This is a genomic window from Deinococcus radiopugnans ATCC 19172 (assembly GCF_006335125.1).
In the GTDB taxonomy this organism is placed as follows: Bacteria; Deinococcota; Deinococci; order Deinococcales; family Deinococcaceae; genus Deinococcus; species Deinococcus radiopugnans.
This window is the reverse complement of sequence record NZ_VDMO01000004.1, coordinates 148918-172374: the sequence shown is the minus strand read 5'-3', so window position 1 is coordinate 172374 and position 23457 is coordinate 148918. Positions and strand designations below refer to the sequence as shown.

The 23457-nt window shown below is 67.1% G+C and carries 18 protein-coding genes, 2 tRNA genes and 1 pseudogene; 15 read left to right on the top strand and 6 right to left on the bottom strand.

Annotation, left to right across the window (positions count from 1 at the left end):
- Positions 1–23: 23 nt before the first annotated feature.
- Complete coding sequence (locus FHR04_RS05080; RefSeq protein WP_039682587.1) at positions 24–2195, bottom strand: glutamine synthetase III family protein; 2172 nt, start codon at positions 2193–2195, stop codon at positions 24–26.
- 274 nt (positions 2196–2469) lie between these two features.
- A complete protein-coding gene (locus tag FHR04_RS05075; protein WP_139401297.1) occupies positions 2470–4704 on the bottom strand; it encodes an ATP-binding cassette domain-containing protein in 2235 nt (744 codons plus the stop codon).
- Between the two features lie 164 nt (positions 4705–4868).
- Between FHR04_RS05075 and glnA the strand changes: the two genes are divergently transcribed.
- The 7 genes from glnA (at position 4869) to FHR04_RS05040 (ending at position 13373) form a co-directional block, all read left to right on the top strand.
- Positions 4869–6215, top strand: a complete 1347-nt coding sequence (gene glnA, locus FHR04_RS05070; RefSeq protein ID WP_039682591.1) for a type I glutamate--ammonia ligase — start codon at positions 4869–4871, stop codon at positions 6213–6215.
- A 398-nt stretch (positions 6216–6613) separates the two neighbouring features.
- On the top strand, positions 6614–7771 hold the full coding sequence (locus FHR04_RS05065) for a branched-chain amino acid ABC transporter substrate-binding protein (RefSeq protein ID WP_039682593.1): 1158 nt from the start codon (positions 6614–6616) through the stop codon (positions 7769–7771).
- Between the two features lie 201 nt (positions 7772–7972).
- On the top strand, positions 7973–8986 hold the full coding sequence (locus FHR04_RS05060; protein ID WP_039682595.1) for a branched-chain amino acid ABC transporter permease: 1014 nt from the start codon (positions 7973–7975) through the stop codon (positions 8984–8986).
- Positions 8983–10620, top strand: a complete 1638-nt coding sequence (locus FHR04_RS05055) for a branched-chain amino acid ABC transporter permease (protein ID WP_039682597.1) — start codon at positions 8983–8985, stop codon at positions 10618–10620. The genes FHR04_RS05060 and FHR04_RS05055 overlap by 4 nt, the downstream gene beginning before the upstream one ends.
- Positions 10617–11468, top strand: coding sequence for an ABC transporter ATP-binding protein (locus FHR04_RS05050; protein ID WP_139401295.1), 852 nt, complete (start codon positions 10617–10619; stop codon positions 11466–11468). Before FHR04_RS05055 ends, FHR04_RS05050 begins: the two co-directional genes overlap by 4 nt.
- Positions 11465–12232, top strand: a complete 768-nt coding sequence (locus FHR04_RS05045) for an ABC transporter ATP-binding protein (protein ID WP_052195249.1) — start codon at positions 11465–11467, stop codon at positions 12230–12232. The genes FHR04_RS05050 and FHR04_RS05045 overlap by 4 nt, the downstream gene beginning before the upstream one ends.
- 121 nt (positions 12233–12353) lie before the next feature.
- Entirely contained in the window at positions 12354–13373 is a 1020-nt protein-coding gene (locus FHR04_RS05040) for a lipocalin family protein (protein WP_139401293.1), read from the top strand.
- Between the two features lie 19 nt (positions 13374–13392).
- Here FHR04_RS05040 and FHR04_RS05035 read toward each other — a convergent pair whose 3' ends face one another.
- Both FHR04_RS05035 and FHR04_RS05030 read right to left on the bottom strand, forming a co-directional pair.
- Positions 13393–14019 (bottom strand): YczE/YyaS/YitT family protein, encoded by a 627-nt coding sequence (locus FHR04_RS05035; protein WP_139401291.1) that lies wholly within the window; start codon positions 14017–14019, stop codon positions 13393–13395.
- 7 nt (positions 14020–14026) lie between these two features.
- A complete protein-coding gene (locus FHR04_RS05030) occupies positions 14027–14608 on the bottom strand; it encodes a hypothetical protein (protein ID WP_039682601.1) in 582 nt (193 codons plus the stop codon).
- A gap of 158 nt (positions 14609–14766) precedes the next feature.
- Here FHR04_RS05030 and FHR04_RS05025 point away from each other — a divergent pair, with 158 nt between their 5' ends.
- The 4 genes from FHR04_RS05025 (at position 14767) to FHR04_RS05010 (ending at position 16869) form a co-directional block, all read left to right on the top strand.
- Positions 14767–15936, top strand: a complete 1170-nt coding sequence (locus tag FHR04_RS05025) for an ATP phosphoribosyltransferase regulatory subunit (RefSeq protein WP_139401289.1) — start codon at positions 14767–14769, stop codon at positions 15934–15936.
- The gene (hisG, locus tag FHR04_RS05020) at positions 15933–16580 is read left to right on the top strand and encodes an ATP phosphoribosyltransferase (protein WP_139401287.1); all 648 of its coding nucleotides are present in this window, start codon (positions 15933–15935) and stop codon (positions 16578–16580) included. The genes FHR04_RS05025 and hisG overlap by 4 nt, the downstream gene beginning before the upstream one ends.
- A 113-nt stretch (positions 16581–16693) precedes the next feature.
- Positions 16694–16769 (top strand) — tRNA-Ile (locus tag FHR04_RS05015).
- Positions 16770–16794: 25 nt separating this feature from the next.
- Positions 16795–16869 (top strand) — tRNA-Val (locus FHR04_RS05010).
- 137 nt (positions 16870–17006) lie between these two features.
- Here FHR04_RS05010 and FHR04_RS05005 read toward each other — a convergent pair.
- Positions 17007–17123 (bottom strand): annotated as a pseudogene (locus FHR04_RS05005) (IS5/IS1182 family transposase); the annotation flags it as partial.
- Positions 17124–17551: 428 nt separating this feature from the next.
- Between FHR04_RS05005 and FHR04_RS21320 the strand changes: the two are divergent.
- Positions 17552–18364 carry a BON domain-containing protein gene (locus tag FHR04_RS21320; RefSeq protein ID WP_170213858.1) on the top strand — a complete coding sequence of 271 codons (813 nt, stop codon included), beginning with the start codon at positions 17552–17554 and terminating at the stop codon, positions 18362–18364.
- 347 nt (positions 18365–18711) lie between these two features.
- Here the strand turns inward: FHR04_RS21320 and FHR04_RS04995 are convergent, their stop codons facing one another.
- Complete coding sequence (locus FHR04_RS04995) at positions 18712–19749, bottom strand: LLM class flavin-dependent oxidoreductase (RefSeq protein WP_139401283.1); 1038 nt, start codon at positions 19747–19749, stop codon at positions 18712–18714.
- A gap of 200 nt (positions 19750–19949) precedes the next feature.
- Between FHR04_RS04995 and glcF the strand changes: the two genes are divergently transcribed.
- The 3 genes from glcF (at position 19950) to FHR04_RS04980 (ending at position 23407) form a co-directional block, all read left to right on the top strand.
- Positions 19950–21227, top strand: a complete 1278-nt coding sequence (gene glcF, locus FHR04_RS04990; RefSeq protein ID WP_139401281.1) for a glycolate oxidase subunit GlcF — start codon at positions 19950–19952, stop codon at positions 21225–21227.
- Positions 21228–21318: 91 nt separating this feature from the next.
- Positions 21319–22749, top strand: coding sequence for an FAD-binding oxidoreductase (locus FHR04_RS04985; RefSeq protein ID WP_139401279.1), 1431 nt, complete (start codon positions 21319–21321; stop codon positions 22747–22749).
- Entirely contained in the window at positions 22742–23407 is a 666-nt protein-coding gene (locus FHR04_RS04980) for a DUF5639 domain-containing protein (protein WP_139401277.1), read from the top strand. Before FHR04_RS04985 ends, FHR04_RS04980 begins: the two co-directional genes overlap by 8 nt.
- The last annotated feature ends 50 nt before the right edge of the window (positions 23408–23457 follow it).

Below are 23457 nucleotides of genomic sequence, written 5' to 3'. Positions count from 1 at the left end.
GCTTCCACGCAGAACGCGCGGCTCTACTTCACGAACAGCATCTGACGGTACGTCGGCAGCGGCCACAGCTTGAAGTCGATCAGGTTCTCCAGCCGGTCGGCCACGGCCCGCACCTCGCGCATGGCGGGCAGCACGGCGTCGCGCATGTGGTAGGCCTTCTCGTGCACCTCTTCGCCGCCCAGGGCGTCGTTCTGTTCGCGCAGGGCCTGCAGGGCGTCGTAGAGCCGGTCGGTCAGTTCGCCCACTTCCCGGCTGACCCCGGCGGCGGCGCGGCTCTCGGGCACGTCCTTCAGGGCCGCCAGATACGCCAGGGCCGCCGGCAGAATCTGGCGCTGGGCCATGTATTCGGTGGTCTCGCCCTCGATGTTCACGGTCTTGAAGTAGATGTCGTACATGATTTCCTGCCGGGCCGCCAGTTCGCGGTCATTCAGGATTTCCAGTTTCCCGAACAGCTCGACGTTCTTGGGGCTGTGCAGGTGCTCCAGCGCGTCCAGGGCCGTTCGCAGGTTCAGCAGGCCGCGGTCGTGCTCGGCCTCGCGGTGCCACTCGTCGCTGTAGCCGTCCCCATCGAACACGATGCGGCGGTGCTTCTTGTACGTCTCGCGCACCAGTTCGGCCAGCGCCACGCCCAGCTCCTCGCCGCCGTCCAGCCGCGCCTGCAGATCGGTCACCAGCTGCGCCACCGCCTCGGCCACGATGGCGTTCAGCACCGTGATCGGAAAGGAGATGCTCTGGGAGCTGCCCACCGCGCGGAACTCGAACTTGTTGCCGGTAAAGGCGAAGGGGCTGGTGCGGTTGCGGTCTCCGGCGTGAATGGGAATCTCCGGCAGCACGCGGCTGCCCAGCCCCATCAGCCCCGCCGCCTTGCCGCGCCCGCCCTGCCCGCTGGCCAGGCGCTCGTAGATGTCGCTCAGCTCGCTGCCCAAGAAGATACTGATGATCGCGGGCGGGGCCTCGGCGGCCCCCAGGCGGTGATCGTTGCTGGCGCTGGCTACGCAGGCCCGCAGCAGGTCCTGGTGCTCGTCGACGCCCTTGAGGACGGCGGAGGTGAAGAACAGGAACTGCATGTTCTCGTGGGGCGTCTCGCCGGGGTCCAGCAGGTTCTCGCCCGCGTCGGTGGCCATGCTCCAGTTGCAGTGCTTGCCGCTGCCGTTGACCCCGGCGAAGGGCTTTTCGTGCATCAGGCACACCAGCCCGTAGCGGCGGGCGGTGTTGCGCAGCACCTGCATCAGCAGCTGCTGGTGATCGGCGGCGATGTTGGAGTCCTCGAAAATCGGGGCCACCTCGAACTGCCCCGGCGCCACCTCGTTGTGGCGGGTCTTGACGGGAATGCCCAGCGCGTACAGCTGCATCTCGGCGTCGGTCATGAAGCTCAGGATGCGGTCCGGGATCACGCCGAAGTAGTGGTCTTCCAGCTCCTGCCCGCGCGGGGGCTTGGCCCCGAACAGCGTGCGCCCGCTCATCACCAGATCGGGGCGGCGGTAGTAGTACTCCTCGGCGATCAGAAAGTATTCCTGCTCCGCGCCCAGGCTGCTGGTCACGCGGGTGCCCTCGGAAGCCCCGAACAGCTTGAGGGCCGGGGTGACCGCCCGGTTCAGCGCCTCGATAGAGCGCAGCAGCGGGGTCTTGAGGTCCAGTGCCTCGCCCTTCCACGACGCGAACACGCTGGGAATGCACAGCGTCGCGCCGTTGGCGTGCCGGACGATAAAGGCCGGTGACGAGGGATCCCAGGCAGTGTAGCCGCGCGCTTCGAAGGTGGCCCGCAGGCCGCCAGAGGGAAAGCTCGACGCATCCGGCTCGGCCTGGATCAGTTCCTTGCCCGAAAAGGACATGATCGCCACGCCGTCCCCGGCGGGGTTCAGGAACGAGTCGTGCTTCTCGGCGGTGCCGCCGGTCAGCGGCTGGAACCAGTGGGTGTAGTGGGTGGCCCCCTTTTCCATCGCCCAGGTCTTCATCGCCAGCGCCACGGTGTCGGCGATGCTGGGGTCCAGCGTCTCGCCGCGCTCGGCGGTGGCCTGCAGGCTCCGGAAGGCGCTCTTGCTCATGCGGGTCTTGAGCTGATCCGGCGTCAGCACGTCGCTGGCGAACTTCCCGGTCACCAGTTCGCTGGGGGTGGGCTGCGCGGTGGCCTCTACCCGCCAGTTGCGGGCCGCCGAGTTGACATCGAAATCCTGGTTGTTCCCGGTCTGGTTCATGGTCGTTCCCCCTGGTGCAAACCTGGAAGGGGCGGACGCAGGACCCGGTTGCACCCCGGCCCCTGTGGCGTCCGCCCCTGGTCTGTCATCGGCCGCGAGTATAGGGCGGCGAGGCAAAGGCGGTCAACGCACTTCTCTGAACAACTGTCTCCGGAAAGACAGCTCATCAATCAATGGTTGTCCGATGTCTGCAATTTGTCATTCTGGGAGTGAACGTTTGGCCAGATCATTGGGTCCGTTCTGCAAAGCGTCGCCGATTGGAGGGGGCCTCGCACTACAGAAAGGGTCCGGTCAGGCTCCGCGCGCAAGTCTTGAGGCCCTGCGGCGGCCCGGCGTACAGCACCTCGCCGCCTGCGCCGCCGCCTTCCGGCCCCAGGTCGATCACCCAGTCGGCCTGCCGGATCACGTCCAGATGGTGTTCGATCAGCAGCACGGTGTTGCCGCCGTCCACCAGCCGGTCGATCAGGCGCATCAGCATCCCGATGTCCGAGAGGTGCAGCCCGGTGGTGGGCTCGTCCATCACGTAGACGCTGCCCCGCTTGTGCAGTTCGCCCGCCAGCTTGAGGCGCTGGCCCTCGCCGCCCGACACGGTGCTCAGCGGCTGTCCCAGCTTCAGGTACCCCAGCCCAACATCGTTCATCGCCTGCAAGACCGCCCTGATCTTCTTCTCGGGAAAGAACGCCAACGCCCCTTCCGCCGTCATCTCCAGCACGTCGGCAATCGAGTGGCCGCGCAGGTGGTACGCCAACACCTCTTCCTTGAAGCGTCGGCCCTCGCAGACCTCGCACACGGAGGTCATGCCCTCCATAAAGGCCAGATCGGTGTAGATCACGCCCAGCCCGCTGCATTCCGGGCAGCTGCCCTCGCTGTTGAAGCTGAACAGGGCGGGGCTCACGCCGTTGGCCCTGGCGAACGCCTTGCGAATGTCGTCCATGATGCCGGTGTAGGTGGCCGGGGCCGAGCGGCTGTTGGCGGTCACGCGCGACTGGTCGATCACGATGGCGTCCGGGTGCTGGGCCAGGAACACGCCGTTGATCAGCGAACTTTTGCCCGACCCCGCCACGCCGGTCACCACCGTCAGCACTCCGGTGGGAATGGCCACCGAGACGTCTTTGAGGTTGTGCAGCGTGGCGTTCTGGACGCTCAGGTGGCCCGTCGCCCCGCGCACGTTCTCCTTGACCGGCAGATGCTGGCTCAGGAATCGCCCGGTGGGGGTGTCGGCGTTCTGAAGATCGGCGTAGCTGCCCTCGAACACCACCTGACCGCCGTGCGTTCCGGCCCCTGGCCCGAGGTCCACGACGTGATCGGCCACCGCCATCACGTCCGGGTCGTGTTCCACCACCAGCACCGTGTTGCCCTTGTCGCGCAGTTTCCGCAGCAGCCCGGTCAGCCGCGCCACGTCGCGGGCGTGCAGGCCCACGCTGGGCTCGTCAAGGATGTACAGCATGTCGGTCAGGCTGTTGCCCAGGTGCCGGATCATCTTGAGGCGCTGCGATTCGCCGCCGGACAGTGTGGCCGTCTCGCGGCTCAGGCTCAGGTAGCCCAGCCCGATGTCCACCAGATGCTGCAACCGCTCTTGCAGGTGGGCGGCCACCCGCGCCGCCGCCGGATCGCTCAGACGCTCCAGAAAGGCCATCAGCCCGGTGATTTCCAGGTCCGACACCTCGGCGATGTTCTGCCCGTCGATGCGGCTCTCCAGCGCCGCCGCGTTCAGCCGCGCGCCGCCGCACAGCGGGCAGGTCTGGGAGGTGGTGAAGGCCTCGAACACCGTCCGCGCCCGCCCGGACATGGCCGCCGCGTCCTTTTTCAGGTACATGCGCGTGAACCGCTCCACCAAGCCCTCGTACTTCGAGCCGAATTCCCCGAACGAGACCTTCACGTCCGCGCCGTACAGCAGCGCGTGCAACTCGTCGGGGGTGTAGTCCTCGATGGGTTTGTCGTTGTCGAACAGCCCTGACAGCGGATACATCTTCCACATCCACTTGCCCACCTTGAATTCGGGGTGCAGAATCGCCCCGCCGTTCAGCGACAGGCGGCGGTCCAGCAGTTTCTCCACATCCAGCTGCGTGGTCCGGCCGATGCCCTCGCACTCGGGGCACATGCCCTGCGGCGTGTTGAACGAGAAGGCGAAGGCCGGGCCGGCGGAGGGCTGGCCGAAGCGCGAGAACAGCAGTCGCAGCGGCGCGGCGAGGTCGGTGTACGTGCCCGCCGTCGAGCGGGCGCCGCCGCCCACCCGCTTCTGATCGATGATGATCGGCGCGTTCAAGTGCTCGATGCGGTCCACGTCCGGTTGCCCGTAATGCGGCAGGAAGCCCTGCACGAAGGCGGTGAACGTCTCGTTGAGCTGCCGCTGCGCCTCGGCGGCGATGGTGTCGAACACCAGCGAGGACTTGCCGGACCCCGACACGCCGGTGAACACCGTGATCTGGCCCCTGGGAATGTGCAGCGACACGTCGCGCAGGTTGTTCTCGCGGGCGCCGTACACCTCAATGAATTGCCGCTCGGTCATGGGTGGACCTCCTGTGACTTTCAGGCTCTCTGAGCTTGATGTGAAAATGCCCCACGGTGGGCCTTAATCTCATCTTTATCCCTGGCGGACGGGCGAGGCGACTCCTCCGCTGCCCCGCCGGCCCGCTACCCTGGGCTCAGGACATTCCTGGAGGTAGACCACGCATGACCCCATCCCCTGACCGGGCCGCGATTCTGGCCCAGCTGCAAGACGCCCAGATCAAGTTTCTGCGGCTGCAATTCACCGATATCCTGGGCGCCACCAAGAACGTCGAGGTGCCGCGCTCGCAGTTTGAGAAGGCCCTGAGCGGCGACGTCACTTTCGACGGCAGCGCCGTGGAGGGCTTCACCCGCGTCGAGGAGTCTGACATGCTGCTGCGCCCGGACCTGACCACTTTCCTGATCTACCCGCCGTTCTCGCGCGAGGAAGGGGAGCGCGGCGCGGTGGCGCGGCTGATCTGCGACGTGACGCTGCCCGACGGCACCCCGTTTGAGGGCGATCCGAGGCAGGTCCTGCGGCGGCAGATTGAGCGGGCGCAGGTCCTGGGCTACGAGATGTTCGTGGGCACCGAGCCGGAGTTCTTTCTGTTCGAGCGCACGCCGGCCGGCCTGGGCACCACCGTGACCCACGACCGGGCAGGCTACTTTGACCTCGCGCCCATCGACAAGGGCGAGCGCATCCGGCGGGAGATCGCCAACAAACTGGTCGAGATGGGCTTCGAGATCGAGGCCGCCCACCACGAGGACGCGCCCGGCCAGCACGAGATCGACTTCCGCTACGCCCCGGCGCTGGAGACGGCCGACCGCATCGCCACCTTCAAATTCGTGGTCAAGCGGGTGGCGCTGGAATACGGGTTGCTGGCCAGCTTCCTGCCCAAGCCGATCCCCGGCGTCAACGGCAGCGGCATGCACTGCCACCTGAGCCTGTTCAAGGGCGGCCAGAACGCCTTTGCCGACGAGCGCGGCGAATACGGCCTGTCCAGCACCGCCGGGAGCTTCATCGCCGGGCTGCTGGACCACGCCGAGGGGATGACGGCCATCACCAATCCGCTGGTCAACAGCTACAAGCGGCTGGTGCCGGGCTTCGAGGCCCCGGTGAACATCGCCTGGAGCACCAGCAACCGCAGCGCCCTGGTCCGCATTCCGGCCAAGCGCGGCAATTCCACCCGCGCCGAGTTGCGGATGCCGGACCCCAGCTGCAACCCCTACCTGGCGCTGGCCGTGATGCTGGCCGCCGGTCTGGACGGCATCGAGCGCGGGCTGGAGCCGCCGCCCGCGATTGCCCGCAACATCTTTAAAATGACCGTGCGCGAGAAACGCCACCACCGCGTCAAGGAGCTGCCCACCGACCTGCGCGAGGCCATCGACGAACTGGGCAAGGACGAGGTGCTGCGCCGCGCGCTGGGCGAGCACGTCATGGAGCATTTCATGGCCGCCAAACGGGCCGAGTGGCGGGAGTACAGCAGCGCCGTGCATGCCTGGGAACTGGAGCGCTATCTCGATCTGGTGTAAAGCTGTGGAGCTTTGCCAGGGCTCGCCCGTAGGAACTGCAACTTGTTCTTCTGGTGACTGCAGTGATACTGCAGTGATGCGGGTCCGCCGCGCCCAGCACCCACCAGCACCCGTGTCCGCAGGCCATTGGGGGCCAATTCCACCTGAATTGGCCCCCTCGCTGTATTAAGACAGTGGGGTAGAGAACCGCCCAGACTCCCAGTTCTGCACCAATGTTGCTCGAACTGCCCCTGGTTCGGCAATAATTCTTCTTCTACAGCCCATTCTTCATGCTGGAGTTCCAAAGGCCAGATGAGCGGCGCATTGACTTCACCTTAACTCGTCCCTAGAATCTCGCTATCGCAACCACAGCGCACCCAGGCCCCAGGGTCTGCGGCGCATTCATATTCGGAGGAATTATGATGAAGACTGCACTGAGCCTTTCTGTACTCGCCGCCCTGGCCCTGGGCACCGCCAGCGCCCAGACCACCATCAAGATTGCCACCATCAGCCCGCTGTCCGGCGGCCAGAGCAACCTGGGCACCCAGATCCGCAACGGCGTGCAGCTGGCGGTCAACGAGTACGCCGCGCAGTTCAAGAAGGCGGGCTTCAACCTGCAGTTGGTGCCCTACGACGACCAGGCCGATCCGGCCACCGGGACCGCCGCCGCCCGCAAGATTGCCGCCGACAACCAGATCCTGGCCGTGGTGGGCACCCTGAACAGCGGCGTGGCGATTCCGGCCAGCGCCGCGCTGGCCCCCAGCAACCTGGTGATGATCAGCCCGGCCAACACCGCCAACCAGGTGACTGACCGCGGTCTGGCCAACATGAACCGCATCGTGGCCCGCGACGACTCGCAGGGTCCGGCCGGCGCGAACTTCATCATGAACAACCTGAAGGCCAAGAAGGTCTACGTCCTGAACGACAAGACGGCCTACGGTGAAGGGCTGGCCGCCGAGGTCGAGAAGGCCCTCAAGGCCAAGGGCGTCACCATCTCCGGCAGCGAAGGCACCGAGGAAAAGAGTGACTTCTCCAGCATCGTCGCCAAGATCAAGCTGACCAAGCCGGACGCCATCTACTTCGGCGGCATCTACAACCAGATCGGCGTGTTCATCAAGCAGCTGCGCGGCGCGGGCATCGACACCCCTGTCGTCGGCGGCGACGGCCTGGACAGCAGCGAGCTGCCCGTGATCATCGGCAAGGCCGGGGCCAACAACGTCTACTACACCACCGTGGCCGCCCCTCTGGAAGCGCTGCCCGCCGCCAAGACCTTTGCGGCCAACTTCCAGAAGACCTTCAACACCCCCGCCCAGGGCTTCGGCGCCTTCGGCTACGACGCCGCCAAGGTCACGCTGCAGGGCATTCTGGACGCCGCCCGCGCCAACGGCGGCAAGGCGCCCAGCCGCAAGCAGGTGATGGACACCATCCGCAAGGGTACCTACAAGGGCCTGCTGTCGGGTGAAGTCAGCTTCAACAGCGTCGGGGACCGCAAGGCCGCCACGCTGTACGTGATCAAGATCAAGGACGGCAAGGCGGCGCTGGAAACCAGCCTGTCGGTCAAGCCTCCCAAGAACTGACGCTGGTCTTTGAGTCACCGTGGGGCCGGGCTGCGTGCCTGGCCCCTTTTTTTTAAGACGCGGGACACTGTCGGGAAGCGCTTGGAAGTGATTCCACCTCTCCCCCCACGCCCCAAGAGTAGAATGCCGCTGATTTCACCGTCCCCGCTGTTTTTGAAGTCCCACCGTCCCCCCTTCATTCATTGAAAGGAGCTGATTTCTTTGGAACTTTCTGTCCTGCTTCCCTTTATCGTCAACGTGATCGTGGGGGGCCTGGTGCTGGGCTTCGTCTACGCCATCATCGCGCTGGGCTACACCATGGTGTACGGCGTGCTGCAGCTGATCAATTTCGCGCACTCGGAAGTGTTCATCACGGGCGCCGTGGTGGGCTTCGAGATCTTTCGCGTGCTGCAGGACTCGGCCATGAACGGCTACCTGAAACTGCTGCTGGCGCTGCTGGCCGCCATGACCGTTTCGGGCCTGCTGAACGTGCTGATCGAGCGGCTGGCCTACCGCCCGCTGCGCGGCGCGCCCCGGCTGGTGCCGCTGATCACGGCAATTGGCGTCTCGCTGATCCTGCAAGACGTGCTGCGGTTCCTCGAAGGCCTGCAGGGCCGCTTTGACCTGACCTACACGCTGCCGACCGGGTTCGGCAACAAGTTCTGCGCCACCGACAGCACCTGCGCCCCGGTGGGCAATTTCCTGCGCACGATTGGCGTGGACGTGCAGCTCAAGGACGTGATTCTGGTGGTGGTGGCCCTGGTCAGCCTGCTGGTGCTGAACTACGTGGTCAACCGCACCCGGCTGGGCAAGGCCATTCGCGCCGTGTCGCAGGACCGCGTGACCGCCGGCCTGATGGGCATCGACTCCAACCGGATGATCAGCGCCACGTTCCTGATCGGTGGCTCACTGGGCGGCGTCAGCGGCGTGCTGTTCGGCATGAAGTTCGGCACGGTCAACGCCTACAGCGGCTTTGATCCGGGCATCATCGCCTTCACGGCGGCGGTGCTGGGCGGCATCGGTAGCATCCCCGGCGCGGTGTTGGGCGGGTTGTTGCTGGGCGTGATCCAGAACCTGATCGGCGTCATGAACATCTTCGGCAACCTGCTGGGCTTCGCCAACCTGGGCACCATCGACGCGAGCTATTCTAAGATCGGGCCGTTTATCGTGCTGGTGCTGATCCTGATCTTCAAGCCTACCGGCCTGCTCGGCAAGAGCAACGTGGAGAAAGTATGACGGTGGCCACGCCCGCCAAGCCCGCGGTGCGCCGTCCGGTGGTCAAGCCGGACCGGACCATCCTGCTGGTGCTGTTTTTTGTCGTGACCTCCGTGTTGCTGATCATCTCGCACCAGCCGGGGATGATGAAGAGCCTGGGGCCGTTCGGCGACGTTCTGCGCAACAAGGTGGTGGAGGCGCTGGTCGTCTCGCTGTTCCTGGCCAATGTGCTGTTCGCCTACCTGTGGAAGGCCGCCAACTGGGCCAAACTGCTGGTGGGCATCGGAAGCCTGCTGTTCGTGTTGCCGCTGGCCGGGCAGACCGACACCAGCCTGCTGGACCTGAGCATCCAGATCATGATCTTCGCGGCGCTGGCGCTGGGCCTCAACATCGTGGTGGGTCTGGCCGGCCTGCTGGACCTGGGCTACGTGGCCTTTTTCGCGGTGGGCGCGTACACCTGGAGCATCTTCGCCAGCCCACGCTTCGGCGAGGTCCTCAAGTACTACGGCGAGAACCCCGGCGCGACCGGCAGCGGCACCCTGGCCATCGGGCTGGTGCTCACAGGGGTCACGGCCGGCAGCATGCTGTACATCCGTGGCCTGCACGGGCGCATGGCCCCCACCCGCCTGAGCAGCCTGAGCTTCCTGCTGGCGGGCTTCGGGCTGCTCTCGGGCATCATCCTGGTGGGCCGCTCGATCCTGGTGCTGGCCTCCGGCTCGGCGGCGGCGGTGGCCAGCGGCATCAACCCCGGCTTCTTCTGGCTGTTCCTGGCGCTGAGCATCATGGCCGCCGCCATCGTGGGCGTGCTGATCGGCCTGCCGGTGCTGCGGCTCAAGGGCGACTACCTGGCGATTATCACCCTGGGCCTGGGCGAGGTGATCCGGGTGCTGGCGAACAACCTGGGGCTGTACACCGCCGGTTCGCAGGGCATCACCCCCATCGGCTCGGCCCCGGTGCCGTGGTTCAACAGCCTGGCCGGATCGCTGGGCTTCCGGCCCGACCAGTATTCGCTGCTGTTCCTGTACGTGCTGGTGCTGATCGTGATCGCGGTGATCCTGCTGGTCAACGTGCGGCTGGACAAGAGCCGCATCGGGCGCGCGTGGGTGGCCATCCGGGACGACGAGATCGCCGCGCAGGCGATGGGCGTCCCCCTGATGCAGACCAAGCTGATCGCCTTTGCCACCGGGGCCAGCTTTGCCGGGGTGATGGGCATGATCTTCGCCGCCAAGCAGACCTTTATCAGCCCCGAGAGCTTCAACCTGTTGCAGAGCATCACAGTGCTGAGCATGGTGGTGCTGGGCGGCATGGGCTCGTTCAGCGGCGTGATTCTGGGCGCGGCGGTGGTCACGCTGCTGAACCTGCGCATCCTGCCGGGCCTGGGCGAGGCCAGCGCCAACGTGCCCTGGATTCCGCAGGAGGTCAACCCGGCGAACTTCAACCGTTTTATCTTCGGCTCGATTCTGGTGGCCATGATGCTGCTGCGGCCTGAAGGCTTGCTGCCCAACAAACGCGTGGCCCGCGAGCTGCACCACGAGGACGATCAGGAAGACGAGAGCGAGGACGGCAACGCCAGCGGGCTGAAGCAGGGCGGCGACGTGTACAGCGCCGGGCTGGCCACCATCAAGGAAGACGACCGCCCCGGAGGCGAGCGATGATCAAGACCACGGTCCATCCTGGCCCGGTGACCCCGGCCAGCAGCGGCAACAGCATTCTGGAAGTGGACGCGCTGACCAAGGAATTCGGCGGCCTGACCGCCGTGAACGCGGTGACCCTGCACGTTCCGGAGCGCAGCATCGTCAGCGTGATCGGCCCCAACGGCGCGGGCAAGACCACCTTCTTCAACATGATCACCGGCATCTACGCGCCCACGCGCGGCAGCATCAAGCTGGCCGGGCGCGAGCTGGTGGGGTTGCGGCCCGATCAGGTCACGGAGGCCGGCATCGCCCGCACCTTCCAGAACATCCGGCTGTTTTCCAGCATGACCAGCGAGGAAAACATCATGGTGGGGCGCAATTCCCGCCTGAAAAGCACCTTCGTGGACGCCGTGCTGCGCACCCGCCGCTTTCACGAGTCCGAGCACGAGGCGCGCGAGGCCGCCCGCATCATGCTGGACTTCGTGGGCCTGAGCCAGTGGCGCAACGAGATCGCCACCAACTTGCCCTACGGCGATCAGCGCAAGCTGGAAATCGCCCGCGCGCTGGCGACGACGCCCAAGCTGATCCTGCTGGACGAGCCGGCCGCCGGCATGAACCCCCGCGAGACCGAGGACCTCAAAGCCCTGATCCGCCGCATCCGTGACGAGCTGGGCGTGACCATCTGCCTGATCGAACACGACATGCGGCTGGTCATGACCCTCAGCGAGTACATCACCGTGCTGGACTACGGCACCAAGATCAGCGAGGGCCTGCCGCACCAGGTCCGCAACGACCCCGCCGTGATGGAGGCGTACCTCGGCCGCGGGGCCGCCGCCGGGGAATACGGCAAGGAGGAAGCGCCCAGATGACCCAGTCCACTGTCCCACCGCAGCCCACTGCGCCCAGCACCACGGGTTCGGCCATGCTGGAACTGAACGACATCCACTCGTACTACGACCACATCCACGCGCTCAAGGGAATCACCCTCAAGGCCTACGAGGGCGAGATCGTGGCGCTGATCGGCGGCAACGGGGCTGGCAAGACCACCACCCTGCGCACGGTCAGCGGCATGATGAAGCCCAGAGTCGGCACCCTGACCTACCTGGGCCAGGACATCGCCGGCAAGCCCGCGCACCAGACCATGCAGATGGGCATGAGCCACGTGCCGGAGGGCCGCCGGATTTTCCCGCAGCTGACTGTGCGCGAGAATCTGGAGGTCGGTGCCTACACCATCACCGACAGGAAGCTGATCGAGGAGCGCGTGCAGGAGGGTTTTGCCTACTTCCCCCGCCTGAAGGAACGCGAGAACCAGCTGGGCGGGACCATGTCGGGCGGTGAGCAGCAGATGCTTGCGATTGCCCGCGCGCTGATGGTCAATCCCCGGCTGCTGCTGCTGGACGAGCCGAGCATGGGGTTGTCGCCGCTGTTCGTGGAGGCGATCTTCGACATCATCGTCAAGCTGAACCGCGAGCACAACACCACCGTGCTGCTGGTGGAACAGAACGCCAACATGGCCCTGGCGATCGCGCACCGCGCCTACGTGCTGCAAACCGGCGAGATGAAACTGAGCGGCAAGGCCAGCGACATCGCCAAGGACGAGACGGTGCGCAAGGCGTACCTGGGCGACGAGTAGGCTCTGCAGAACGGCAGAACAAACGTGCAAGTCAAGAGTCGAGGGCCGGGAGATGTTCCCCGGCTCTCGACTTTGCATCAAGGCCTGAAGTCTGAGTGGACGTGGGCGCCTAGGATGCAGCATGGACAAGCTGCGTCTCGCCGCCGCGCTGATGGTCAGCGGCACCCTGCTGACCGCCTGCGTCCCTGCGCCGCTGGCTTTCGATCCGGCGCAGATGCCGGTGGCGAACGATCTGGGAGCCAGGAATGCTGGAACCGAGTGGTGGTATGTGTCCGGGGTGCTGCCGGAGGCCGGGCTGGCCTTTCACTGGGCCCAGTTCAAGGTGAATTACCGGGGCGTGCTGTACCACGCTTCGCATGTGGCCATCACTGATCTGAGGAACGACAAGCTGTATTTCGTGGAAAACGGCAATCAGACGGCGACCTTTGGCTTTCCGCCGCTCAGGGTCTCGCAGGGAGACTGGAAGCTGGCGCAACAGGCTGGAGACGACGCCCCTTTTGGGCTGTCGGCGGGACCGCTGAACCTGACGCTGACGCCCACCCGCAATCCGGTGGTTCACCCGCCCGGCTACTCGGGAACGGCCGAGACCGGGCGCATGTACTACCAGAGCGTGACCCGGCTGGACGTGGACGGCACGGTTCAGGTGGGCGAGGAAACGCGGCAGGCGCGTGGGCAGGTGTGGCTCGATCACCAGTGGGGCGATCAGCAGCCCGGCGCGGCGGCACGGTGGGACTGGTTCGGCCTGCACCTCTCGGACGGCTCGGACCTGATGCTGTACCGGGTCCGGAACGCCCGGAATGAGGTGGTGCAGGTGACCGGCTCGCACGTCAGTCCGGAGGGGGTGGCGCGGCAGGTCAGGAATCTGACCATGACGCCGGGCCGCGTGTGGACCAGCCCCAGTGGCCGCGAGTACACCCTGGGCTGGACGGTGAGCGGCGAGAATCTGGCGCTGGAACTCGGTTCCCTGCGCGACGATCAGGAACTGCTGAGCAAGACCACCTCGGTGGCGTACTGGGAGGGGCCGGTGAGCGGCGCGGGCACCATGAACGGGCAGGTCATCACCGCTTCGGGCATGGGGGAGTTCGTGGGCGGCGCCCTGACCAGGGCCGAGGGCGGCCTGCTGAGCGTTCCGGCAAGGTAGCTGTCCGGGGCAACCTGCTTCAGGGCTTCTTGCCCACCCCGAACAGAGCCAGTCCCCAGCCCATCGCCGGCCCCACCGTCACCGCAAAGACCAGCGTGCCCCAGCCCAGCGGCCCGCCCAGCGCCCAGCCGAGCAGCAAGACCAGCAGTTCCACGCCGCTGCGGATGCGCGGCACCGGCCAGCCGGTCACGCGGCGCAGCGCCAGCGTCAGGCCGTCGCGGGGGCCGGCGCCCAGGCCCGCCGCCACGTAGGCCCCGGTGGCGAAGCCCAGCAGGCCCACCCCCAGCAGAAACTGTGCCCAGCGCCAGCCCAGCGCCTCGGGGCTCGGGATCAGCGGGGCCAGCACGTCCAGAAACACGCCGATCAGCACCACGTTCAGCACCGTGCCCAGGCCGATGCGCTCGCGCAGGCGCAGGGCCGTGAAGGCCACGATCATGACGCCGGTCAGGATGCTGACCAGCCCCACTGTCAGCGGCAGGTGGCGGGTCACGCCCACGTGCAGCACCTCCCAGGGGGCCACGCCCACGCGGGCGTCGAGCATCAGGCGCAGACTCAGGCCGTACAGGAACAGGCCGGTCAGCAGCAGGGCCAGCCGCCCGGCCCGCGAGGAACGCACCAGACCCGCCAGCGGCGCAGAGGCGGTCATGTGGCGGCTAGCGGGCGCGTAACGTCGCCTGATTGCCGGCCGTGTCGATCACCACGATATCGGCCCAGATGCCGGTGGTCTCGGCGAAGAACTCCACGCGCGGGCCGGGGGTGATGTTCAGGCGGTTGCCGTCCACCAGCACCTGCGCCACGCCGCCCTCGTCCCCTGCCACGCCCGAGACCCGGATGGTATTGCCGCTCTTCTCGAAGCGCGTGACCTGAATGGTGGGTTTGACCGTGTCCACGCTGATCGGCAGCACCAGCGTGGATTCGTTGCCCGCCGCGTCGCGCGCCGCGATGGTGTACTTGCCCTGGGTGCCCTCGATCAGCGTCTTGAACTGAAAGCGTGCCAGCTTGCGGCTGCCGGGCAGGATCGGAATGGGTTTGCCGTCCACCGTGATCTGCGTGACCCCGGTGTCGTCCAGCGCGTACCCGTCGACCAGCACCGACTTCTCGCGGCTGACGCCCACCGCGCTGCTGATGCTGATGCGCGGCTTGAAGGTGTCGGTGGTGCGGGCGCAGCCGCTCAGGAGCAGCCCAGGGGCGAGGAGCAGCGCTGCGGCAGGTGGAAAGGACGGACGGCGGCGCATGGCCCCGAGTATAGCGGGCGGCAGCACGGCGCTGCGGTAGGGGTGCGGGGATGGGGGAGGGCCAGCAGAGAAGGGTCAGCACGAAAGGGCCAGTGCAGTCCAGGGGGCGGGGAAGACGGCCAGACACCTGACCCCGCCGCCGCCGCCCAGCCCCTACAATGCCCGGCGTGAGTTCGCCCGCCCGTCCCCTGTCTGCCCTGCCGTCCGCCTCCATTCCCGAGGGCACGCGCGACGTGCTGCCGCCCGACTGGGAGCAGCGCGAGGCCCTGCGCGCCCGGCTGTCCCATCTGTTCGGCAGCTGGGGCTACCGGGGCGTGGAGGTGCCGGCGCTGGAATACGCCGACGCCCGCCACCCGCAGGACGCCCGCGCCTTCAAGCTGATCGATTCGGGCGGGCAGGTGCTGGCCCTGCGCAGCGAGTTCACCACCGCCATCGGGCGGCTGGTGCGCGCCCAGTTCGCGGACGGGCCGTTTCCGCTGCGGCTGCACTACAGCGGCCGGCTGTGGCTGCGCGCCCTGACCAGCGAACTGGGGCGCCTGCGCGAGTTCGGGCAGACCGGCGTGGAACTGATCGGCACCCTGGGCGCCCGTGCCGACGCCGAGCTGCTGCAGCTGGCGGCGGCGGCGCTGGCCGAGGTCTCGGTGGCCGCCGAGCTGGAAGTGGGCTTTCCCGGTTTCGTGGACGCCGTGCTGGAGGACGCGGCGCTGCACGGCCCGGCCCGTCAGGCGCTGCACGGCGCGGTCGACCGCAAGAGCGGGGCGGACATCGATCTCCTGTCGCGCCAGCATGGGCTGTCGGGCGGGGTCACGCGCACCCTGCACGCCCTGACCGATCTGTACGGCGGCGCGGAGGTGCTGGACGCCGCCGCGCGGCTGGCGCAGGGCACGCGGGCGCGGGCGGCGGTGGCGCACCTGCGCGAGGTTGCGGCGCTGTACGGCGGCCCGCTGCTGTATGACCTGGGGGCCAGCCGCCGTTACGACTACTACACCGGCCTGACCTTCCGGGCCTACGCGGCGGGCCTGAACCAGCCGGTGCTGGGCGGGGGCCGCTACACGCTGGACAGCGGTTCAGATGGGGGCCTGCCCGGCGCGGGCTTCGCCATGGGCCTGGAGCGCCTGCTGCGCGCCGCGGCGCCCCAGTTGCCCCCCCAGCCGGAGGTGGTGCTGGCCCTGGACGCTGCCGGGGCCGAACTGGCGCGCGGCCAGGGCCTGTGCGCCGAACTGGCCTGGACGGACGATCAGGCCGAACTGCGGCGCTACAGCGCGGCGCGCGGCATTCGCCGCTGGGCGCGGGGCTCCGGGCTGTTCGAGCCGCAGGTGCAGGCATGACCCCCGCGCCCCTGCGTGCCCCCGATCACCTGACGCTGGCGCTGCCCAAGGGCCGCATTCTGGAAGAGGCCATCGCGCTGCTCTCGCAGGCTGGCCTGCCGCTGACCCTGCCCGAGAAGTCCCGCGCCCTGCGTCACGAATTCCCTGGCGTGACCGTGCTGGAACTGCGCAATCAGGACGTCCCCGTATACGTCGATCTGGGTGTGGCCGATGCGGGCATCGTGGGCAAGGACGTGCTGATCGAGTCCGGGCGCGAGGTGTACGAACCCGTCGACCTGCGGTTCGCGCAGTGCCGCCTGTCGCTGATCCGCGAGGTGGGGGCCACGGCGCCCATCGTGCGGGTGGGCACCAAATATCCGCGCGCCGCCCGCGCGTACCTGAATGCGCGCGGCATCCCTGCCGAAGTGGTCAAGCTCAGCGGCAACATCGAACTGGCGGCCCTGACCGGGCTGGCCGAGGCGGTGATCGATCTGGTACAGACCGGCAGCACCTTGCGGGCCAACAATCTGGAGGAAAAGGAGGTGCTGTTCGAGTCCAGCGCCCGTCTGATCGTCAACCGCGCGGCCCTGAAGCTGCGGCGTGAGCGGCTGCGTCCCCTGATCGAGCGTCTGCGCGAACTCGTGACCGAGGACCGCCCAGCCTAGCTCCGTCTGCGGGGCCGTCTGGATTTGACAAGCACGGGGACCGTTGCTACACTTCCCCTCGCCTGAAGACCCGCCGCGCTGTGGCGTTTTGGAAGGAAAGTGCCGGAGGCTGCGGGCCTTTAGCTCAACGGTCAGAGCAGTCGGCTCATAACCGATTGGTTGCCGGTTCAAATCCGGCAAGGCCCACCACAGATGGACCACGTTCAACAGTTTCGGGCGGTTAGCTCAGTGGTAGAGCATTCGCTTCACACGCGAGAGGTCGTAGGTTCAAGTCCTATACCGCCCACCAAAAAGAAACACCGTCTAGAGCGGTGTTTTTTCGTTTGTTGTTCCTGGGAAAACAAATCAGCGGGAGTGTCACGCCCGACAACCCGCCAATCAGGAAGAACAGGAACGCCGTGAAGCTGTAGCGCGTGCCGATCACCTTACGTTCCGAATCGAGTATTTCCGCTGTCTGGCATCTTGAGGGCTGAGCACGAGATACGGGAGCAAGAACAGGTACGTGTCGTCATCTGCGTCACTGGGGTAGCCTTGCCGGTTCACCCAGACATGCTGCCCATTCCAGAGTCGACACCACAAACTTCAAATGTGTTCTTGTCAGCCTCTGAGGGCATCCCAAAACATAAGATGATAAAAAATCTGTGAAATGAAGACAGCACTGAAGCTTCATTAGTTCTGAATGGTGGCCCCTTAAAACAAAAGTCATCTATTTAAGCGGGTCATTGGGTAAGGTCAGCAGTACGAAACCTGTAGAAAAAGCTGCATCTGGAGGTTCTGGGTGCCGCTTTTCTACCATTCATTCACAGGAGGTCGGAATGACCCGTAATCGTGATGAGCGCTATGATTCCCGCAATGATTTCTATCGAAACGACATGGAACGTTCCGAGGGAATGTACCGGGACCGTAACGATGGCCGTTTCTCGTCCAGGGATGACCACCGTGGCATGGAGCGAGGCGGCGGGTATGGTGGGATGGACCGCGAGAATTTTGGCCGCGACAACTACGACCGTGGCGGCTCGTCTGACTGGGGCGGATATGGTCAGTCCGGTTCGGGGCAGTACGGCAGCGGGATGGACCGTGACCGCCAGGGCTATGGCCGTCAGGACGATGGCGGCCTGGGCCGGAGTATGGGGGGGCAGGGCTACAGCAGTATGGGCCGCGATTCCCGTGGCATGGGCGAGGCGTACCGGGACAGCCAGGGCATCAGCAACCAGGGTTACAGCGGCCGGGGCTACGGCAGCAGCTCGAGCGGCCAGGACTACGGCAGGGGTGGTGGCCGTGGAGACGGTGGAATGGGCCAGGACCGCTCCGGCTACAGCGATGATTACAGCTCCGGCATGCGCCAAGGTGCGTACAGTGATCCCTACCAGGGCAACCCCAGTTACAGCGGCGGCTCCAGCATGGGCAGCTATGGCCGGGACAACGATATGGGGTCCGGAATGACCAGTCACCGAGGCAAGGGACCCAAAGGCTACCAGCGCAGCGACGAGCGCCTCAAGGAAATGGTCAGTGAGGCTCTTGAAGACGAACACGGCGTCGACGCCAGCGACGTTGAAGTCAAGGTGGAAAATGGAGAGGTGACCCTGACCGGCACGGTGCAGGACCGCTCGCAGAAGCGCCGCGCTGAAGACTGCGCCGAGGGCGTGCGCGGGATCAGGGACGTTCATAACCAGATCCGTGTCAAACGCAATGACGGGTCCGGCCAGACCGGCGACTCCAGCACCCTGACGGCCAGCGCGACGTCATCGAGCCAGAAGAACAAGGCCGGGACAAACGCCAGCTGAGCTTGCCCCTTGATCAACCTGCGTGACCTTACCCTCGCTCCCCCTTCTCCAGTAGAAGGGGGTTTTAAGAGGCTTCGAACCAATTGGCGAGGTCAACGTCCGCCCCTGGTTCTAATGGCCGAGACTTCAATATCGGTTCGGACAGCGAATGTATGAGCCGCGCCGTACCTAATGGTGATCACGTCCGCCCGAAAGAAAGGACGCCTCGTCGGCCGACCTGGGGGTATCCCTTTTCATGAGGTCCACGCCGTGGATTCGGCGGTCTCTATAATCCGCCAGGGGGCAAACGGATGATGCGTGAGGGCCTGTGTCGCCTTGCCGTCACCACGCCCTGAATGGTGGTGTTTTCAGTCCGCCGCCACCGCCCCTGCGCGCATCGCCTCCATCACCAGCGTGTAGGAGCGCCGCCGCGCCGCCGGATCGTGGGTCATGGCGGTCAGGATCAGTTCGTCGGCTCCGGTCTGCTCGGCCAGGCGGTGCAATCGGGTGGCCACGTCCCTGGCGTCGCCCACGATGGCGCGGGCGCGGGCCGCCTCGGCCACCGCGCGTTCCTGCGGGGTGTAGGGGTAGTCGCGGGCCTCCTGCACGCTGGGAAACGAGGCCACCTCGCCGCGCGTCAGGCGCAGGAACATCAGCCCGGCGGACAGGGCCAGTTCCTCGGCCTCGGCGGTGGTGGGGGCGCAGATCACGCTGGCGGCGACGATCACCTGGGGTTTTGGGAAGGCGGGAGACGGCTGGAACGCAGCGCGGTACGCCTGGGCGGCCGCTGCCGCCTGCGCGGTGTCGGGGTTGATGTGCCACGCGAAGGCCAGCCCCGCGCCGATCTGGGCCGCGACACGCGCGCCGTACCCGCTGCTGGACAGCAGCCACAGCGGCGGAAACAGACCGTCGCCCGCTGGGGCCGCCACCGTCCCGGCGAAGGGGTGCCCCACCGGGAACTGGCCCGTGCCGAAGGCGATCAGCTCCGCGAGTTGCCGCTCGAAGGGTTCTTCCATGGGCCCTGCCGCGCCCCGCAACGCCCGCGCGGTGCGCCCATCGGTGCCGGGGGCGCGGCCCAGGCCCAGATCCACGCGGTCTGGAGCCAGCGCCGAGAGCAGGCGGTAGCCCTCAGCCACGGCCAGTGGCGCGTGGTTGGGCAGCATCACGCCGCCCGAACCCAGGCGAATGCGGCGCGTCACCTGCGAGGCCGCTGCCAGCACCGCCAGCGGCACGCTGGACGCCACCGCGCCCATGTTGTGGTGCTCGGCCACCCAGTAGCGGTGATAGCCGAGGTCTTCGGCGTGTTGCGCCAGCCGCAGGGATTCGCGCAGGGCCGCCGTGGCGTCCGAGCCGGAGGGAATCGGCACCAGATCCAGCACTGAGAGGGGCAGGGGAGAGGAAGTCATGCCCCGAGTGTGCGCCCCCGCGCCGCTTTACATCTTGAACCAGTCCACAAAGCCCTCTTAAGCTGGCTTGAAGGGTTGGGGCTGGCGAACATGGCGACAGGGAGGAGCGGACACAGGGTTGGCCCCTCTAGCCCAATCCATTCCCGCGTGACCTTCGCTCCCATCACTGCCCCGTATCCTGTCCGTGTGAGGCTTTCCCCGTGAACAACGAGATTCCCGTGCAGGCGTTGGGGCCGCAGGGCGAGGTGATGGCGCACGCCGTGGACGCCTGCGTGCACTGCGGCTTCTGCCTGCCCGCCTGCCCCACCTACGCGCTGCTGGGCGACGAGATGGACAGCCCGCGCGGCCGCATCGTGCTGATGAAGGAGGTGCTGGAAGGCGGTCTGGATCTGCTGGACGCTGCCCCGCATCTGGACCGCTGCCTGGGGTGTCAGGCCTGCGTGACCGCCTGCCCCAGCGGCGTGCCCTACGGTGAGCTGATTACCAGTTTTCGTGGCTGGAGCGAGCCGCAGCGCCAGCGTTCGCCGTTGGATCGGGCCAAGCGCTACGCGATTCTCAAGGCCCTACCCGCACCGAAACTGTTCAGCGTGGCCGCCCGCGTCGGGCAGTACGCCAAGCCGCTGGCCCCGGCGTTGCCTGCCGCGCTGCGTGGCCCCCTCGATCTGCTCCCGGAACATGTTCCGGCCATGCAACCCAGCCCGGAGGTCACCCCGGCGCGGGGGCAGCGCCGGGGCCGGGTGGCCTTTCTGACCGGCTGCGCCCAGCAGGCCCTCGCGCCCAACTTCAACGCCGCCACCCTGCGCGTGCTGGCCCGCAACGGCATCGAGGTGGTGGTGCCGCAGGGCCAGGGCTGCTGCGGGGCCGCCGCGCTGCACACCGGGGCGCGGGGCGAGGCGCTGCGGCTGGTGCGGGCCAATCTGGACGCCTTCAACCCCGACGATTACGACGCCATCCTGTCCAACGCGGCGGGCTGCGGTGCGGGCCTCAAGGAGTATCCAGTGATCCTGCATGGCCTGCACGACGAGAAAAAAGCGAAAGCCTTTGCCGCCAAGGTGCAGGACATCAGCGAGTATCTGGCGACGCTGGCGCGGGAGGAGGGACTGGAGCCGTTCCTGCCTACATCCAGGCCCCTCAAGATCGCGTACCACGACGCCTGCCACCTGGCCCACGCGCAGGGCGTCCGCGCCGCGCCGCGCGAATTACTGCGAATGATTCCCGGCGTGAGCATCGTGGAAATTCCGGAGGGTGACCTGTGCTGCGGCAGTGCGGGCACCTACAACCTGGAACAGCCCGAGCTGGCCGGGCAACTGGGGGCACGCAAGGCCGGGCATATCCTCTCCACCACGCCAGACCTGATCGCCAGCGGCAACATCGGCTGCCACACCCAGATTCAGAGCCATGTGCGCCGTCAGGGCAGCGCCGTGCCGGTGATGCACACGGTGGAAGTTTTGGATCTGGCTTACCGGGGGGAGCTGTGAAAGGTCTAAGGGTCAAAGAGTTTAAGAGTCTAAGGAGGGCGGTTCTTAGACCTTTAGACCCTCAGACTCTTAGACGCGCCGGAGGCGCAGCATGACAGTAGAGAAGCTCGCGCTGACCACCACCTCGCCCGCCCGCAAGCCCCGGTCAGAGGGCGGGGGCGACAACGCCCTGGCCGCCGAACTCACCCGCCTGCTGGGGCCGAAGAAAGTGCTGTCCAACCTCTCCGAGCGGCTGAGCTACCGCTTCGACGCGATTCAGTTCGGGGTCACGCCCCTGTGCGTGGTGCTGCCGGAAAGCACCGAGGACGTGATCGCCACCGTCAAAGCGGCGCGGCGGGCAGGCGTGAGCATCGTCGGGCGCGGCGCGGCCAGCGGCCTGAGCGGCGGCGCCGCACCCATGCAGCCCGCTGTGGTGATCTCGTTCACCCGCATGACGCGGCTGGAGATTTTCCCCGAACAGCGCGAGGCTGTCGCGCAGCCCGGTGTGATCACCCTGGCCGTGACCGAGGCGGCCAGACCCCACGGCCTGATCTACCCGCCCGATCCGGCGTCCTTCCGCACCAGCACCATCGGCGGCAATCTGGGCGAGAACGCAGGCGGCCCACTGTGCTTCAAGTACGGCGTGACCGGCGATTACGTGAACGCCCTGGACTTTGTGGACGCCGAGGGCGAGCTGCACACCCTGACGCGGGATGCCTACGATCTGGCGGGCCTCCTCATCGGCTCGGAGGGCACGCTGGGCCTGATCACTGAAGCCACGCTGCGCCTGACGCCGCCGCCGAAATTCACCCGCACGCTGATGGCCCATTTCGCCGAGGTGGGGCAGGCCGCCGAGGCCGTGAGTGCGGCGATTGCCGCCGGGGCCGTGCCAGGGAAGCTGGAATTCATGGACGGGGCCTGCACCAACGCCGTGGAGGATTACCTGCACCTGGGTCTGCCGCGCGACGCCGGGGCGGTGCTGCTGGTGGATACTGACGGCGACGATCTGGACACCGTGGAGGAGGAACGAGCGCTGGTGGAGGCCGCCTGCCTGGAAGCCGGGGGCGTGGTGCGCCGCGCTGCGGACGAGGCCGAGGCCGCCGCCCTCTGGCAGGCCCGCCGCAGCGTCTCGCCCGCGCTGGGCCGCATCCGCCCGCAGCGCATGAACGAGGACATCGTGGTGCCCAGAAGCGTGCTGCCGGAGGTGGTGCGCCAGATTCGGGCGCTGGGCGACGCCTCGGGTTTCCATCTGGTGCAGTTCGGACACATCGGGGACGGTAACCTGCATCCCAATATCCTGTTTGATCCGCGCACCGAGTCGGCGGAGGCCGTGCATCATCTGGCCCACCAGATTGCCCTCGTCGCCCTGCGGCACGGCGGCGTGCTGAGCGGCGAGCACGGTATCGGCACCATGAAGCGCGACTTCATGCGCGACGCGGTGGACGCCGAGACCATGACCGCCCTGCACAACGTCAAACGCGCCCTGGATCCCTCGGGCGCCCTGAATCCGGGCAAGATTCTGCCGGAGGAACCCCATGCCTGAGCCCAGAATCGACGTCTCTCCCGGCGATCAGACCCTGACCGTCTCCGGCGATGTCAGCCTGCTGGAGGTGTACGCCGCGCTGCCCCCCGGCCTCTACCCGCCGTTTCCCCCGGTGGAACTGCCCGGCGGCGTGGGCGGCCTCGTCTCGCGCGGCGGTTTTGGGCAGACCTTCTTCTCCGGCGCGGAGGTGCTGGGCGTGACCTTCCGCGCGCCGTCGGGCCGGGTGGTGCGGGCCGGGGGCCGGACGGTCAAGAACGTGCAGGGCTACGATCTGACCCGCCCCTTCGTGGGCAGTTTTGGGGCGCTGGGCGAGGCGCTGGAAGTTACGCTGCGCCTGCGCCCCGGCCGGGCGGCCCGTCACGTCACGGCCCCCGGCTCGCTGGACGCCCTGTCCGAACCCCTGCCGCGCTTTGCCTGGGCTGTAGAGGGTCAGCTGCACCTGATGCACTTCGGGCACGCGCATCAGGTAGACCGCGCACTGGCGGCGCTGCCCGGCGCGGTCAGGGTGGAGGGGCCACTCGATCTGACCTCCTTCTTTCCGGGGGGCATGGGCGTGGGTGTGGGTGGCTGCGTGCGGGATCGCCGCTTCGGCTGGGTGGACGGCGGGGCCGTGCCGCCCGTGCCGGCGCTGTTCGCGCGGGTGGCGGCCAGCCTGTAGGGTGGTCTGACCGCCGGGGGGGGCTGACGGTACGACGGTACACTTCCAGC

Excerpts from the sequence above, each read along its gene's own strand:
- FHR04_RS05050 (WP_139401295.1), top strand. The coding sequence starts at position 10,617 with ATGATCAAGACCACGGTCCATCCTGGCCCGGTGACCCCGGCCAGCAGC.
- FHR04_RS04985 (WP_139401279.1), top strand. The coding sequence starts at position 21,319 with ATGACAGTAGAGAAGCTCGCGCTGACCACCACCTCGCCCGCCCGCAAG.
- FHR04_RS05080 (WP_039682587.1), bottom strand. The coding sequence starts at position 2,195 with ATGAACCAGACCGGGAACAACCAGGATTTCGATGTCAACTCGGCGGCC.
- FHR04_RS04980 (WP_139401277.1), top strand. The coding sequence starts at position 22,742 with ATGCCTGAGCCCAGAATCGACGTCTCTCCCGGCGATCAGACCCTGACC.
- FHR04_RS05055 (WP_039682597.1), top strand. The coding sequence starts at position 8,983 with ATGACGGTGGCCACGCCCGCCAAGCCCGCGGTGCGCCGTCCGGTGGTC.
- FHR04_RS05075 (WP_139401297.1), bottom strand. The coding sequence starts at position 4,704 with ATGACCGAGCGGCAATTCATTGAGGTGTACGGCGCCCGCGAGAACAAC.
- FHR04_RS05025 (WP_139401289.1), top strand. The coding sequence starts at position 14,767 with ATGCCCGGCGTGAGTTCGCCCGCCCGTCCCCTGTCTGCCCTGCCGTCC.
- glnA (WP_039682591.1), top strand. The coding sequence starts at position 4,869 with ATGACCCCATCCCCTGACCGGGCCGCGATTCTGGCCCAGCTGCAAGAC.
- FHR04_RS05035 (WP_139401291.1), bottom strand. The coding sequence starts at position 14,019 with ATGACCGCCTCTGCGCCGCTGGCGGGTCTGGTGCGTTCCTCGCGGGCC.
- FHR04_RS21320 (WP_170213858.1), top strand. The coding sequence starts at position 17,552 with ATGGACCGCGAGAATTTTGGCCGCGACAACTACGACCGTGGCGGCTCG.
- FHR04_RS05065 (WP_039682593.1), top strand. The coding sequence starts at position 6,614 with ATGATGAAGACTGCACTGAGCCTTTCTGTACTCGCCGCCCTGGCCCTG.
- FHR04_RS05040 (WP_139401293.1), top strand. The coding sequence starts at position 12,354 with ATGGACAAGCTGCGTCTCGCCGCCGCGCTGATGGTCAGCGGCACCCTG.
- FHR04_RS05045 (WP_052195249.1), top strand. The coding sequence starts at position 11,465 with ATGACCCAGTCCACTGTCCCACCGCAGCCCACTGCGCCCAGCACCACG.
- hisG (WP_139401287.1), top strand. The coding sequence starts at position 15,933 with ATGACCCCCGCGCCCCTGCGTGCCCCCGATCACCTGACGCTGGCGCTG.
- FHR04_RS04995 (WP_139401283.1), bottom strand. The coding sequence starts at position 19,749 with ATGACTTCCTCTCCCCTGCCCCTCTCAGTGCTGGATCTGGTGCCGATT.
- FHR04_RS05030 (WP_039682601.1), bottom strand. The coding sequence starts at position 14,608 with ATGCGCCGCCGTCCGTCCTTTCCACCTGCCGCAGCGCTGCTCCTCGCC.